The sequence below is a fragment of the Desulfoplanes sp. PS50 genome, from assembly GCF_053851535.1.
This window is the reverse complement of record NZ_JBSPZA010000032.1, coordinates 20,269-35,151: the sequence shown is the minus strand read 5'-3', so window position 1 is coordinate 35,151 and position 14,883 is coordinate 20,269. Positions and strand designations below refer to the sequence as shown.

Here is a 14,883-nt window from a genome sequence, read left to right as displayed (position 1 = left end):
CTGATCAAGCAGATAATGGCATATATTCGCAACTATAACGAGCTGTGGGCCAAGCCTTTTAAGTGGACTTACACCGGGAAGCCACTGACTAAATAACGGTATAGAAATTTAGCGGACGCAACACTAGCTACCATCAGCGTGGCCAAACGCGGGGTGAGTTTTTCCAGTGACCTTGTCCAGGCTCTGAGCGTTCGAGGAATAAAATTGTTATTTCTCGGATTCAAAGGAACGGCTCAAGCTACACTGATCGGAAACACCCGGCATGGTGTCGTGGCTGCCAGGGCGAACCAGTACCGCTTCTGTCAGGGGAATACTCTGCCCCTCGCCAGAAAAGTCATTGAAGCAAAGATAAAAAATCAGCGAGGCGTCATCAACTACCACGCCAAATATCATAAACTCTCGTGTCTGGAGGATGCCGCAGTAAAATTGAAGCAACACGCTTCCCAAACAGCCACAACATCTTCGTTAGAAAAGCTTCTCGGGTATGAAGGCGTGAGTGCCCGCATTTATTTCAACGCACTCAAGGAGGCGAGGCTTTTCTCCTCATCATTCAAAAAAAGATATGGTCGAGGCAGTAAAGAAATAAACAACAGCATGCTCAATTTCGGGTACGCAATCCTAAGCAGCTACATACTGGCCGCCATTGAAAATGCTGGGCTTGAGCCATATATGGGATTTATCCATACCCCGCGGCCAGGAAAAATGTCTCTGGTCCTCGACATTATGGAAGAATATAGAGCATGGGTAGTTGACAGGGCTGTTGTCAAACTAAGGAATCATAGTGAAGGAAAAACAACAATGGATTCCGGAATTAAGCGTCTACTAATCGAAAAAATTCAAGAAACCTGTGCAAAAAAATATCTGCATCAAAAGAAAAAAGTAAAGCTTGAGCATATTATTCAGCGTCAGGTCTATCGATTGAGTGGACAGTTCTGCGGTACAAAAAAATATCGTCCCTATCTGTTCAAATGGTGAGAACATGGATCCGATTTTCAGAAAGGAATACTTGATCTGCTACGACATCAAGGACAACAAAATTCGCACGAAGGTTTTCCAAGAACTTGAAAAGACAGGGATGAAAAATGTTCAGCAATCGGTATTTTGGGGGTTTCTGAGCATGGCTGAACTGAACGCTGTCAGACGGTTCACCGATTCTATCATTAAAAAAGGTGACAAGGCCCTGGTTACCAGAACAAACTTTAACGGCCATGGATGCAGCTTTCTTTTCGGCTACTGTGACGAAGAATTTCAGGATTGGAAAGAGCACCATGTCATCTAGCATTCCGGCAAATCTTATCCGACAATGGTGTTTTTGCCCTCGCATTGTATACTATATTGAACTAACTGATTTTACAGTAAGTTACCCTCTATGGGTGACCCAAGGTGAAGAATTTCATCGCCAGGAGACTCTACTCTGGCAAAGACGCAATCTTTCCAGATTCGGTTTGCAGCAAGGCGATGTACACCTTAATTTCCCTGCCAGATCTGAAAAATATGGTATTCATGGCATCGCAGACATGGTGATCGAAACGGAATCAGCAATATATCCTGTTGAGTTCAAATTGGAGTTGGCGAAACAAAAACGTGGCGGAATCTACCAGCTTGTTGCTTATGGCCTGATGCTGGAAGATATGTTCCAAAAAAAATGCCCCTGTGGCTTTTTGACCAAGGGGCGATGTGACGTTCAACGGATTGAAATGACGCAGACTTTGTCGAGCAGTGTACTAGGAGTTACTGAAGAAATTCGCCAGATGCTGGAACTTGGTGCCAAGCCGGATTCCCCGGCCAGCATCAAACAATGCTCTAACTGCGAATACCTAAATCACTGTAATGATCGTGGCTAAAATGTACGGACGTATGCAATATAGAGGTCCGATCAAAATACCTTTTTGGTGATTACAGTCTATTGGCAAATAGGCAAAATCACCTAGTCGTTTTTTTCGCAAAAAGTCAAGCTATTCTTGCAGAAAACTGTTTTGCGAAAACAAACGACCATACCAATCTTTTAACATGCTGATTCCATAAAGAAAAACAGAACACCTTCAGAACCAACTACCTTTTGCCAAAGAACTGAAACGCGAGCAATCCGTTCGAGCATATCGACCACTTTGCACCTTCAGAACCAACTACCTTTTGCCAAAGAACTGAAACTGACGGACGATACATCTTGTTTCTCGGGTTGCATACCTTCAGAACCAACTACCTTTTGCCAAAGAACTGAAACCACAAAATTGAGCTTGACAGTGCCGCAGGCATTGCCTTCAGAACCAACTACCTTTTGCCAAAGAACTGAAACCTAATCGATTATTTTTTGTCTGATGTTATGTTTAATCCTTCAGAACCAACTACCTTTTGCCAAAGAACTGAAACTTCAGCGTCCCAGCTGGCCAACAAACCGTGCCGCTACCTTCAGAACCAACTACCTTTTGCCAAAGAACTGAAACCTGGAAGTGATGATAGACGCATTTTTCCCGGTCCCCACCTTCAGAACCAACTACCTTTTGCCAAAGAACTGAAACTCATTCCAAATCGAACAGGCCCCGCCGTATCATGACCTTCAGAACCAACTACCTTTTGCCAAAGAACTGAAACGAAGTGGCCGAGGAAGCTGCTGATGTCGAGATCACCTTCAGAACCAACTACCTTTTGCCAAAGAACTGAAACCCATCTCCCAGGGAAATCCCGTGTATTACGTGACACCTTCAGAACCAACTACCTTTTGCCAAAGAACTGAAACCCATCTCCCAGGGAAATCCCGTGTATTACGTGACACCTTCAGAACCAACTACCTTTTGCCAAAGAACTGAAACTTGAAGGATCCTCATCTGTTCATCAGGCATTAAATCCCTTCAGAACCAACTACCTTTTGCCAAAGAACTGAAACTCGTTCTACAGGATTTCAATCACCTGAAAAAAGCAACCTTCAGAACCAACTACCTTTTGCCAAAGAACTGAAACCCTATGAGACCCGCTATGCCGAGGCCCTCACCCGTGCCTTCAGAACCAACTACCTTTTGCCAAAGAACTGAAACTGGATCGTCAACCTGGAGATGCACGATGTATAAGGTCCTTCAGAACCAACTACCTTTTGCCAAAGAACTGAAACGCCGTGGGTTGCTCTCTGGTTGCCCGGCTGTTTGCCCACCTTCAGAACCAACTACCTTTTGCCAAAGAACTGAAACCAATCTTCTTCTACAGAAGGATCGAAGGCTTCGGCTTCCTTCAGAACCAACTACCTTTTGCCAAAGAACTGAAACTTAAGAAGAAGATTAGGACTTTACAGCCTAGAGGTCAACCTTCAGAACCAACTACCTTTTGCCAAAGAACTGAAACTTGCAAAAACCACAAAGGATCACCTTTCCAAAAAGGAACCTTCAGAACCAACTACCTTTTGCCAAAGAACTGAAACACGTGCATCGATCTCGTGGCCTGCCAGACGGTCACGCCTTCAGAACCAACTACCTTTTGCCAAAGAACTGAAACAGCAGTTGACCAGCCCAGGCACGGCAGCAGCCGAGCCTTCAGAACCAACTACCTTTTGCCAAAGAACTGAAACGGTCGTGGGATCTGGATACGCTCGCGGCCGACTACCCTTCAGAACCAACTACCTTTTGCCAAAGAACTGAAACACAAACCGGTGGGCCATGTTCGACGCGTATATCAACACCTTCAGAACCAACTACCTTTTGCCAAAGAACTGAAACTATCGATCCCTTAAAATTGTTTGCCGGGCAGCCGTCGCCTTCAGAACCAACTACCTTTTGCCAAAGAACTGAAACTGCCTGGAATTACGTCACCCATCCAACTTCCTATATCCTTCAGAACCAACTACCTTTTGCCAAAGAACTGAAACGGCTTATAAACATTATAGTTGCCCCGCGTATTCCCGCCTTCAGAACCAACTACCTTTTGCCAAAGAACTGAAACGCTCGTGGTGATTGTTTCCAAGCTGACTCCAGTCCTGCCTTCAGAACCAACTACCTTTTGCCAAAGAACTGAAACAATTCTCGGATAATTCTTTTAGCCATTCCGCTATGCACCTTCAGAACCAACTACCTTTTGCCAAAGAACTGAAACTGTACTACGTGACCTCCACGGGCGAGGCATCCCCTCCTTCAGAACCAACTACCTTTTGCCAAAGAACTGAAACTATGTCCATTATGTTGATCAGCATGTGTCGCGTCCTGAAAAAGTTGTCACTTTTTTGGGTTCGTCCTGCGCACTGCGTACCGGAAAAAGCCACAAAAGACCTCCAGCTCGCTTTTTCATGGCATGAAGAACAACGCTACTGCCTTGGACTCGAATTTCTCGACTGTGTCGAGGCGAGCATTGAAACGATCGTTGAAATCCCGGCGTGGACTTCAGACCGACGGCACTACTCGTCAAGCATGCTTCTCGCCGTAAAACATGGCAGAGCTCGCGCCCATTCACCCCCATTTCTCCTTGAGCCACCCGCCTTTTTGCCGTTTGTTGAGCTTTTTGAGTTCCACAGCGGCCCGTTCCGTACTGATCCGTTCGTCCACCATGTCCTTGTAAATCCGGTTGGCCTTTTTGCGGCGTCGTACTGCGTCTCCGGCGTCGAGAAAGGATTCCACGACAGAAAAAACCTTGTCCAGCAATCCCACTCGTTGCCGCCCGCGAACCCGCTTGGCAATGGCGATGCTCGACTTTTCCTGGCTGGAGCGGATGAGTGCCAGACCGGCCTGAAAGGATTCGTTCTGGGCCTCGGGGCGTTTGCCCACACGATCCACAACTTCCAGCACGCTCTCATGGGAAAGCACGCCCCATTCCTGAAAACCCATCAGCGCCTTCAACCCCCGTTCCATGATTGCGGGGGCCTCATCCTCCAATTCGATCAGTGAGGCGTGACACCGCTCCCAGGCCTGCCAGCGATACACGAAATCCAGGCCAGGTCCCTTGATGTTCTGCATGCCCATGATCCGGACCAAAAATCCCGGGGGAACACAGGGGATGAACCGGGAGAGGATCTTTTCCCCGTCGGCGTGGACATCGTCGATGACCGCGATCTTTTCCCGAAACCATGTCTCGGCCCAGGTCCGCAGTTTCTTGTCCAGGGATGCGAAATCCTTACGGTCCAGTCTGCCGACAAGCGTCTCGTATTCCCTGAACCCACGAATATATCTACCAAGAAATCCGACAACCTCCTCGATCTTCTCGCCTTCCACCTTCTCCTGCTCGAGCCGTTTTTTCACCCTGTCCGGGCTGTCCCAGACATCGAGACAGGAAGCACCATCCAGAGCGAGACCGGCGAGCATCGTTTTGAGCATGGTCTGAACCATCTCTTCAGAAACAGGAATCCGCAGCCTTTTGGCCAGGTCATCCAGCACCTCGCGAGGCGATCTGTCCTGATTCCTGGCCGGGTCCAGGGAGAGTCCGGCAAGCCAGGGTTCCAGGGACTCGTTGATATACCCCTTCAGCCCCTTGAGATTGCTCCCGATGAGTACGATCCGATCCGGTCCGACATCCTCCACCAGGATGGAGGCGAACATGCGGGAACGGGAGATGCGGTCGGCACGGTTGTTGACCAGAGCGACCAGCCAGGTGGACCCGTCCAGCTCTTGCTCGGCAAAGTCCATGCGCTTCCAATTGCTCAGGGTTGCAAACCGCTCGTTGGCGGCCATGCCGTTGACGAACTCCAGTCTTCTTCCCCGAACAGGGGCGGGCGGAAAACCCTTGAGCACCCCGATATCCGGGACCACCCTGTCGGCCATCTCCTTCAGGGCCACGTCCTCTTCCAGCCCGAGCATCCCGGCCATGGTGGCCACCAGGGCGATGTTGTAGGGATGCTCCTCATACGGAAACCGGGAAAGAATCTCCGGGGGAAGCAATCCCACTTCGATCCACCCTGCAGTGACGAATCCGGTTTTACGCTCTCTGGCCCCTTCTTCCAGAATAGGCAGCATCTGCTCTTCGGTGGTCACCAGTATGGAGCGCTCCGGGATGAACTCGTTCATCGCGTGGGGGATGTTGTACCCGGCAGGCCCCTGTATATCCTCATGATCGGGATAGGCATTGGTGATGGTGGCGATAGAATCCCTGGACCAGTGGTGCTGGAGGATACGCACATAGGACGGGGTCAGTGCCATGCACTCCCAGAGAAAGACCCGGCTCTTGAGGCGCACAGCCAGTCGCATAAGCTCGGTCTGCTCCCAGATGGTGGCCTTGTCATAAGGCCGGAACAGAAACATTTCCCGGGTCTTGCCGAAGTCATGGGCATAGAGAAACATGGCCTCGCTTCCCGTTGTCTTGGAGACCATGGCATGCCCCTGGGACTCGAAAAGGGCTGCCTTGAGCCGTTCCACCCCGGATTTGCCCCTGGTTCCCCAGCCGCCCACGACCAGGGTAAGCTGCTTGCGGGCCTGGATGACCCTTCGGGAAAGAACAACGATCCGGGCGGCAAAGAATGTGCCCAGCCCTGCGGCAAAAATCCCGAGCTCGTACAGGGAATTGCGATATACGGAAAAGAAATATTCAACGAACCGATCCCACCATCCGCTCCCCAAGGGGATGGAAAAAGCAAAAAACCGGCTGATGGACGCATCTTCCCCCTGATAGGGCGTAAAGCGAGTATCCACGCCCAGCTTCCGCAGTTTCCGGACATACTCCTTGGGGTCCCTGCCCGAAGACGGGGTCCAGGTGCGCAGCGAGGCCAGACGATCAAAGGACCAGGTGATCCGCAAGACTCCCAGAAGCCGCCGGACGAACCCGCCGGAAGGATTCAGAGTGGTCACTCCCTGGGGGGTGAAAATCAGTGTCGGACCAGATCCGGGCTTGTCCTTCAAAAACGAGAGCACCTGATCGGGCAGGGGAAGGTACGGACGCCAGCCGTCTTCCTCGCTCACGTACAGGGGCTCGCCCGGAACCTTGGTCCTGGTCAGTTCCGCCAGGACCGAAGACGGGGCCGAGATGTTCGCCTTGTCGATACGGCCGATGGTATGGGAATGGGCCTGGCGTTTGTCCGGCGAGGGGTTGCGCAGTTCGTGGAAGAGCCGCCAGAACCGGAATCCAAACCGGTCCCCCCGGTAAATTCTCCAGCCGAACAGGGTCCTGCGCGCTCCCAGTGAAAATCCATCCTGGGCCAAAATGGACAGAGCCCTGCCCAGATCTTCGGGGGGGGGCGAGCCCAGTTTTTTTACCCTGAACCATTTACTTTTGCCTGGAGGAACAGTTCGAACCAGAAACTCCAATCGATTGACCAGGGATTGCATATCCGGGTCCACGCCCAAACGGACCCGTTCCATGATTCTAGCTGCCCATCTCCTGACACGAAGATCTTCACAGGCATCTCGCAGCGTCGACATCCCCTGAAGGATCTGCCGGTAAAAGACTGCGCTCTGTTCCTGTTCCAGATATTCCATGGCCTGGCTGCATACATGCAGGGCAGCACGAAGAACAAAAGGATTCTTCTCATCCTTGAGAACCCTCTCGAGCAGCCGATTTCCCAGATTGAACAACTCTGAAGCGGCAAACAGGTCGACCAGGGCGAGCACCCCCTGCCCTCGGACCTGGGGTGCAGGATCCTTGAGAATGAGGCGTGCGAGCAAGGCCATTCCCTGTTTTCGCCCAATAGCAGCGGCCTGTTCTGCCAGGAGCAGACGACAAACGACCACGGAAAGGGCCTGGCGCACATACACGCTGGGATCTTTCCGGCACCCGCGCAGCAGCGTGTGCACATTCTCCACATGACCGGCATAGGTTTCCAGAAGCAACATGCAGCGACGCCGGACAAAAAAATCGTCTCCCGGTGCAGGCGAGGTCAGCCGTTTTTGAAGTACCCGTGCCAGCGCCGGAGGATCGATGCGCCCCAAAAGTTTGAGGGCCTCGCATTGCAGCCATATCGGTTGGGAGATTTCCAGGGCGCTTCTGTAGACGAACCGCAGGGAATTCTCGTGAATGACCCGGGAACGGACCGTATCGGTCAGGGCGGACACGGCCAGGGACAATGACCGGAACGCGGCCATGTTCACCCGCTCGTCCCGCTGAAAGGCAAAAAACATCCGGGCCACCTTTTCCGGATCGATCCGCTGCCAGTACCTTGTCTGCAGCTCCGGATCGCTCTCCCGGCCCAAGGCCCCGGCCATGACCGAGCCGAGTCGGGGGAGCAGAAAGGAGAGCCTGAAGCAGACCCCGTCCATCCTGCGGGTACATCGTTCAAGGACTGCATCGAACCCGAACCAGCGACCAAACCCCTTGGCATCCTTTCGCAGATCACGGGCAGAAGCCCCCAGACGTCTGGCGAATTCCAGGATGTGCTCACGCTCTTCCGGACGGGTATCCGCCTGGGAGATACGGGTTCCGAACCCATCAGCCAGGGATTCCAGGCGGCTTAACTCCTCTTTTTCCCTGTTTATGGACTCGACCAGATATTCGGCCATAAGCAATTGGAGTTCAATGGTTGAGGTCACAGGCACGGCCTTGTCCCGCCACGATTCAAAATCCCTGGCGACCTGTTTCAAGAGGTTGCCGTACAGGGAAGACTCCATTCTGGAGAGCCCATGACCGAGCATGACAGAGACAGGGGAAGGCGAACGACTCATGAGCGACCTCCCTTCCTGGGCGTGGAACCGGCATCCTCGGGCGACTCCATGACCGCAGGTCGTGTTCGAAGCTCCGGACACACAGTGGGTTCCGGCTCCAGAACCGGGGTTGGTGATGAGTGGGGAATGGCCCAGGTCGTGATGGCCGGAAACACGGTCTCCCCGGACCTGAAATCCCGTAACTCCCTGGATCCGTCGAACACCCAGCCCAGCACGACCGCCGAGCTCCACTCCCCGGTATCCGTGTTTACGGTCCCGGACAGACCGATGCGCAACCGGTCCTTGTCCTCGGTCCACCGGGTCCAGGCACATTCCATGTCCACAAAGGTCTTGTGGCTGTCCGCGTCCCGATCACCATCCTCGAAATACCGGGTATGGCGCAGTCCGACCCTGGTCTGGAAGGGTCCCAGAAGCTGTTCCCAAAAGAGCCGTGCCCGGATGTTGTCCGGTGCAAAGACGTTTCCATCCTCATTGGATGTGGCGCTCGCCCCGGCCGCAATGCGGGTGTCGGCCCAGGGGGCCCAGGTCAGGGTATCGCCTACAGAAATTCCCTGGCGATGATCATGCTTGTACGGGGTGAAGATGTCCTGATCCACGTCCCTGGATTCGTAGTCTCCCAGTTCGTCCATGCTGAGCAGCCGCCCGAAAACTCGCAACCCGGGCGTGTGCCACCACTCGGGACACACAGACAGCCGCCGGGAGATGGACGCCCGAACAAGGCCGGACCATTCGGTATCCCCCTCACCGGTTCCAGGCAGGGCCTTGGCATCTGCATCAGGATCCTGGGCCAGAAAACTCCCCCTGAGCCCCAGGGTGAAGGGAAGGAAATCCGGGGAATACACGAACTCCTCTTCCACCCCGGAGACGACCCCACCGTGTTTGCGGACCCGAAGCGGGGTCAAGCCGGTCTTCATATAGGCGGGCAGAGTTTCGAGATACCGCCGGTGGACAAGCCCCAGCTGCCAGAATTGCTCGGCATCCCCGGTGCCGTCCTCCTGCACGTCCCTTCGGGAATGGTAGCCGGCCTCCATTTCCCAGGTTCCCGTCCAGGGAAACTCGAACTGATCGTCGTCATTGGCAATGACGGCCTTTTCGGGCGTGGGGGGATCGGGAAGAACGTATTGAGAATCAGGCACATGTGCATAGGTGATGGCCACCTCCCGGGGCATCCCCTCCACGGGTTCTTCTCCCCTGAAGGGCATCCTCGCAAACACCCGGTAGTAACTCTCCATACGGCCCTCTTCCGGGTTCAGAACGAGGTCATGCATACCTTTGGGAAAATAGCGATACCTGACCGAGGTGGAGGTCTCCTCCTTGCGGTCCACCCTGACCCATGCGGGTCCCTCGATCTGATAGATGGCCGGAAATCCGTGTGCGGCAATGGTATAGGCCCTTTCCTGGTATTCGGACCATCCGGGATCGGTACAGGCGAACGAGGAACACCCCTGGCCCGGTTCATGGATCATCACCCGCAAAAACTGGTTGACGTACAAGGTATCCACACCCACACGGACGACATGTTCGCCGGCGGGTACGTCAATCTCGATACGCGCGTCCGGATCACGCCGGGACAGTGTCCGAAAGACCCGATCTTTCCCGTCCACATCATACCAGAAATTCAGGGGTGCCTCGCCGAGCCAGGGAAAATCGCCCAGAAAGGTCTCGATGACCAGGGAAGCAGGCTGCACATTGTACATGTCCATGATCAATTTGCCCGGTTGGGACAAAACATGCTCGCCGGGAAAGAGACAGGGAAGCAGCCCCTTGCGCACCCTGAGGGCCGGAGTTTCCGGTTCCCAGCCGGCCAGGGGAAAGGCATAGCTCCCCCCGCTCGACGCGGGCTGCAACCGTTCCCAGACCATGACCCTGCCCACCCGGTCACGCATGGTCCGGATTTCGGAAATCTGTGGATGATCATGAGCCAGGTGCCGGAGTTCAGCCTCGATGCCCGGCAGATCCCCGGGATGCTGCTCGGCCCGAAAGGCCAGATCACGGGCCCGGTCGATAAGATCCTGTCTCGTGTCCTGTACCTGATTATCGAGATCTTCAGAACGGGAACAGACAGTGGGCAGTGAGAGAAATTTCCCCTCACGCGCATCCTGCCCGGCCACAACTTTCCAGACCCGATCCTGGGGGAACACGGTTTTCCGGCCTGACGCATTGTCAATAACGGTCAGACGATGCTGCCACGGCCACGGACGCGGCCCGGGATCATCCTGCCAGGCGTCCACCCCCTGGAGGGCAACCCCGACCGTCTCCGGGGTGAGTTCAGGAAGTACCGGCAGCGTGCATACGGGTTGCCACCGTTCCACCCGGACAAGACAGGAAAAGTCGGACGTCTCGAGATGTATTTCCCCGGGCCCCCCCGCCATTTCAAGCTCCCTGGTCACGGCGCGGCCCGGCAGGCGGACATCGTTTTCCAGTTCCAATCCCTGTGACGGCGTGTTGCCCGTGACCGGAACGTGTCGGGAGCCATGGGGGGTCGTAAGCGTTACCCATCCGTCGATCCGTGCCTCCGATCCGGGCGCGTGGAGAGGACGGATAACCAATCGCAGCCTCGAAGGCCCCCAGACGTTCACTGCAAGGGGGTGTTCCCTGTCCACGAGATGCCAGACCCTGCGAACGTCCGCGGTCAGGCTCCGGGTCCGGACCATTCCGGTCGGTGCGAGGACCGATGCTGTTTGCTCCTTCCAGGTCCAGGGACCGGAACGACGCAGGGACCATGTTTCCCAGTCCCTGACCGCGGTTTTCCGTTCAGACTCCCTGTTGCCATACAACCGGGACGCAATATCCCGGGCCTCGGACAAGGACCGGGAAAAATCTTTGCCCTGCTCGCCCCCCTGTTTCCACAATGTGTGTGCCTGAGCAAAGGCCCCGTTTTTGGCCTGATCCAGTCCCTGCCACAGGAAACGTTCCTCGACAGGCATGCTGGATGCCATATCTTCGGCAGTCCTGTTCCATCCCTGCTTCCGGGCTGCAAGGAGCAGTTCGGGCATGGGCCGCTTTGATTCCGGCACAAGCAGTCCGGCCATGAGCCCGAGCGTGTCGCTGCCCCGGGCAAGAAGCAACGAGCTGATCCTGGCAAGATTTTTCGGAGTTTGCTGGCCCATGAACTCGACCACGGCCAGGGTCAGAAGCTCATCCTCGTCCCGGCCGGATCGTGCAAAGGAGCGCATGCGCTCAAGGGCAATCTGACGCTCGGCCCGTTCGCCATGAACATACACATGGCGCAGGATCATCCCGGCCAGATAGTTCTCACCCAGTCCGCGCAGACACGCGTCCTGTTCTTCGATAGCCCGAATTCTGTCTTCACCCCCGGCCAACCGGAGGACAGCGGCCCAATACGACAGGGCCGTGATCAGATCCCCGGCCTCCTGGGCAGCCTCGGCCCGGTCAATGACCTGGTCGATACCCCCAATCCCGTCCATGCCCGGCACCGGACGCAGACATCCCGGCTCCCATTTTTCACCGATCCGGGACGAGAACAGGGTTTCACGGGTCTGCAACAATCTGAACAAGGGCTGCCAATGGGAAGACAGACGCTCGGGAATGGTGTCGGGACGTTCAAGCCCGGCCAGGAAGAGATCCAGCGGGGATCGCTTCTCCTTCTCGATCAGAAAATCATACAGGGATTCGTCCAGGGAAAAGGTCCGCGAAGCCCGGTACTGCAGGGCGATCCAGACAGGAGCGTTTCCTGTTCCGGGGAGCCGGACGCCTATCTCCCGGACACTCTCGGGGAGATCCAGTTCCACATATCCCACTCTATCAAGGGACGCATTGTCCCGGATGGCGGCAAAAGGCCCCCCCCAGGGTCGTTGGGTCCAGCCCCTTGAACCGTTGGCCAACGAGCAGCAACCCCGCCTGGGAGATATCCGGTGCGGGGACGATGGTTGTGGGGGATTCGGATGCTTCCGGAGTCTCCGTGTGGCCGGGGGAATGCTCCTTGTCCGCGAACAGAAATCCCCCGGGACGGACCAGACATTGGACCGGTTCCCTGTCCCCCAGATCGATCTCCAGGGAAGTCGCCGTGTCGGGCAGGAGCACGGCCACGCGCAGGGTTGTGGCTGCAGGTCGATCCGGGAGCCCGAACCGGATCAGTGTTCCGTCTTCAGGCAGCCTGAAAAAACGCCCCTGATCCAATGTTTCCAAAAGTGTCGGCCAGGAATCCTCCTGCACCACCAGGTTGTGGGAACCCCGGGGATCGGGCAGCTGCGGGGTGAAAAAACAGGTCTCCCTGGAGCGGGAAGGGCTGTCCGGGAAGAGATCCCGGTAGAAGGTGAACATGGCCTCGCTCAACCGGGACATGGCGGGAAGTCCCGGCACATCGGGCCGGACATCGGCTGCCCGGCGCATCATGGCCGCGGCCAGTACCCCGCCATTTCTGCGGCCATTGTCCCATGCCAGGGACAGGGCCCGAGAACGAAGGGCAACGGGATCGCACGAGGAAGCGGGTTCGTCCAGCCAATGCGTCAGATTCAGATCCGGGACAAGGAACTCATGACCATCGTGCACCCGGACCCGGACAAACATGTCCCGGGAGGTGACCATCTCCAGGGCGTGCTTGCCCTCGGGAATGCTGATGAACCCCTGCTCCCTGCGTCCCAGAACCCGGGGGTGCCCCTGGGCATACATGAGGCGCGAAGACAGGGGCGTGGTGGCAAAATTCAAGGGCGCACACGGCGTCCCATCCAGAGAAACATCGATCTGGTAAGGAATGATCCGCGAGGGTTCCGTTCCGTCGAGGAGAACATGCTGCTCGACCTGAAGACGTACCTCCCCTTCCATGTCCAGCCGCACCGGTGTTCTTGCAGGCAGCAGGTACCATCCCCAAAGCCCCGGTTCCCCCTTCTCATGGAGGCGGACCGACTCCAAGGGCAGCTTGAGACAATGGCGGTACATTTCCGGCAATGCAGGCGGGTCGTTCCTGGAAAGGAAGAGGGCGAACGAGGTTCCCCTGGCCGCGTCGGTCGGTACGGCAACCCGGACAACTCCCTGTCCAGGGTGATGCGGGCGATAGATCCGGGAAGCCTCGGCACATCCGTTCGCACTGAATGCGGCAAGGGGATCCAGTCTGACCTCGAGGCCCGTCCCTGTCCCGAAAAAGACCTCGGGCTGGGGATCTTCCGTATCAACGGGCAGGATGCGGAGCATGGAGCGGTCGGGTCGTCGGATATACACTTCCTCGCCGGGATCAAGGGAAACGATATCCATGCCCAGACAGGGATCATGACAGGGTCTCTTTCCCCTGATCACCTGGGGGGCTCCCGTGACATTGTCCCATCCGCTCACCGTCCCGAGACGGGAGGTCAGACCGTTGGCCATGGCATCGAACATGGCCGAGGTGTCACCTGGTTCGTCTGCAGCTAAACAAACACAGGGAGCAAGAAGCATGAGCGCGAACAGGAGGCACCGGATTGTTTTCATGGCCTGATCTCACCGAGAATGGTTGTCAAACGCAGACAAAGCAGGGGATCGTCCTTGAGCCGGGTTCTAAGAGTACGGTCCAGTTCCAGATGCATGAACCCGGAATGTCCAAGACGAGCCAGAATACGGCCGCTCACATTGGTGGTCCCGCCCAGCTCCTCGACGTCCAGGGGGTAGATGCGGACATCCACGTCCAGGTACCGCTTGAGATCCCTGCCCAGGGGTACGAGCCAGACCGGAACCCGGCCGCCGCCACTCAGAATGATCCCGGCCTCACGCCCGGCCCGGGTCTTTCTGCCCGTGTGGGAGAACCCGTGCACCTGGACCAGCAGTTTCTGGGGATGCACCCGGGCAAAGGACCTGGTAAAGGCCACAAAAGGACTTGTGACATTGTCGGCCAGATCCGAGGGATCCCCCTTTTTCTGCCGCTCAAAGGCATACCTGTGAACCGTGTTCCAGGCAGCCGCACGGCAGAGCCCCGTGGCAAACATATCCATACCGATCTTCCCGGTATCCAGGTCGTAGTAACGGTGGGGCATCATGATCACCGGCCCGGCCTGCTCCCGGGAAAAAAGATAGAACCCCCTGCCCCGCTTCTGCCCTTTGGATTCCGCAAGAGCGACACAAGGAACCCCGGCGCACACGGCGTCAACCATGGTGAATCCCAGCTCTTGCCATTCGGTCCGGACCGTGGCGTTGACGTTTCCCTGAAACATGAGCGTAAACAATTTTTCCATGCGGTCCATTTCAGCCTGTGAAACGGTCTGGAGCGATCCCTTGTCCGAGGAATCCGCATACAAGGCCTTGGCGTCCACCGGTTCCCCGGCCAGAGCCGTATGGGTCATGGCAGCAAGAACAATCCCGAGCATCACTATCCTGCAAACGCGTTGGGAGAAACAAT

General features: G+C 55.8%; 6 protein-coding genes, 1 pseudogene and 1 CRISPR repeat array. Of the genes and pseudogenes, 3 read left to right on the top strand and 4 right to left on the bottom strand.

Annotated features, from left to right (window positions below):
* Positions 1–117: 117 nt before the first annotated feature.
* The 3 genes and pseudogenes from cas1 to cas4 form a co-directional block, all read left to right on the top strand.
* Positions 118–975: pseudogene (cas1, locus tag ACTVJH_RS13175) on the top strand (CRISPR-associated endonuclease Cas1); the annotation flags it as partial.
* A gap of 4 nt (positions 976–979) precedes the next feature.
* A complete protein-coding gene (gene cas2, locus ACTVJH_RS13170) occupies positions 980–1,279 on the top strand; it encodes a CRISPR-associated endonuclease Cas2 (RefSeq protein ID WP_455991526.1) in 300 nt (99 codons plus the stop codon).
* Positions 1,269–1,844, top strand: coding sequence for a CRISPR-associated protein Cas4 (gene cas4 / locus ACTVJH_RS13165; protein WP_455991523.1), 576 nt, complete (start codon positions 1,269–1,271; stop codon positions 1,842–1,844). The genes cas2 and cas4 overlap by 11 nt, the downstream gene beginning before the upstream one ends.
* A gap of 195 nt (positions 1,845–2,039) precedes the next feature.
* Positions 2,040–4,150: a CRISPR direct-repeat array (repeat unit 38 nt; unit sequence CCTTCAGAACCAACTACCTTTTGCCAAAGAACTGAAAC).
* A 277-nt stretch (positions 4,151–4,427) separates the two neighbouring features.
* Here the strand turns inward: cas4 and ACTVJH_RS13160 are convergent.
* The 4 genes from ACTVJH_RS13160 to ACTVJH_RS13145 are packed head-to-tail and all read right to left on the bottom strand — an operon-like array spanning position 4,428 to position 14,851.
* Positions 4,428–8,558: a hypothetical protein gene (locus tag ACTVJH_RS13160; protein ID WP_455991521.1), complete on the bottom strand. Its 4,131-nt coding sequence runs from the start codon at positions 8,556–8,558 to the stop codon at positions 4,428–4,430.
* Positions 8,555–12,403 (bottom strand): hypothetical protein, encoded by a 3,849-nt coding sequence (locus ACTVJH_RS13155; RefSeq protein ID WP_455991518.1) that lies wholly within the window; start codon positions 12,401–12,403, stop codon positions 8,555–8,557. Before ACTVJH_RS13155 ends, ACTVJH_RS13160 begins: the two co-directional genes overlap by 4 nt.
* A complete protein-coding gene (locus tag ACTVJH_RS13150; RefSeq protein WP_455991515.1) occupies positions 12,324–13,982 on the bottom strand; it encodes a hypothetical protein in 1,659 nt (552 codons plus the stop codon). The genes ACTVJH_RS13155 and ACTVJH_RS13150 overlap by 80 nt, the downstream gene beginning before the upstream one ends.
* Complete coding sequence (locus tag ACTVJH_RS13145; protein ID WP_455991512.1) at positions 13,979–14,851, bottom strand: hypothetical protein; 873 nt, start codon at positions 14,849–14,851, stop codon at positions 13,979–13,981. The genes ACTVJH_RS13150 and ACTVJH_RS13145 overlap by 4 nt, the downstream gene beginning before the upstream one ends.
* Positions 14,852–14,883: the final 32 nt, after the last annotated feature.

Coding starts and splice junctions, on each gene's coding strand:
- cas2 (WP_455991526.1), top strand. CDS start 980: ATGGATCCGATTTTCAGAAAGGAATACTTGATCTGCTACGACATCAAG.
- cas4 (WP_455991523.1), top strand. CDS start 1,269: ATGTCATCTAGCATTCCGGCAAATCTTATCCGACAATGGTGTTTTTGC.
- ACTVJH_RS13160 (WP_455991521.1), bottom strand. CDS start 8,558: ATGAGTCGTTCGCCTTCCCCTGTCTCTGTCATGCTCGGTCATGGGCTC.
- ACTVJH_RS13150 (WP_455991515.1), bottom strand. CDS start 13,982: ATGAAAACAATCCGGTGCCTCCTGTTCGCGCTCATGCTTCTTGCTCCC.
- ACTVJH_RS13145 (WP_455991512.1), bottom strand. CDS start 14,851: ATGCTCGGGATTGTTCTTGCTGCCATGACCCATACGGCTCTGGCCGGG.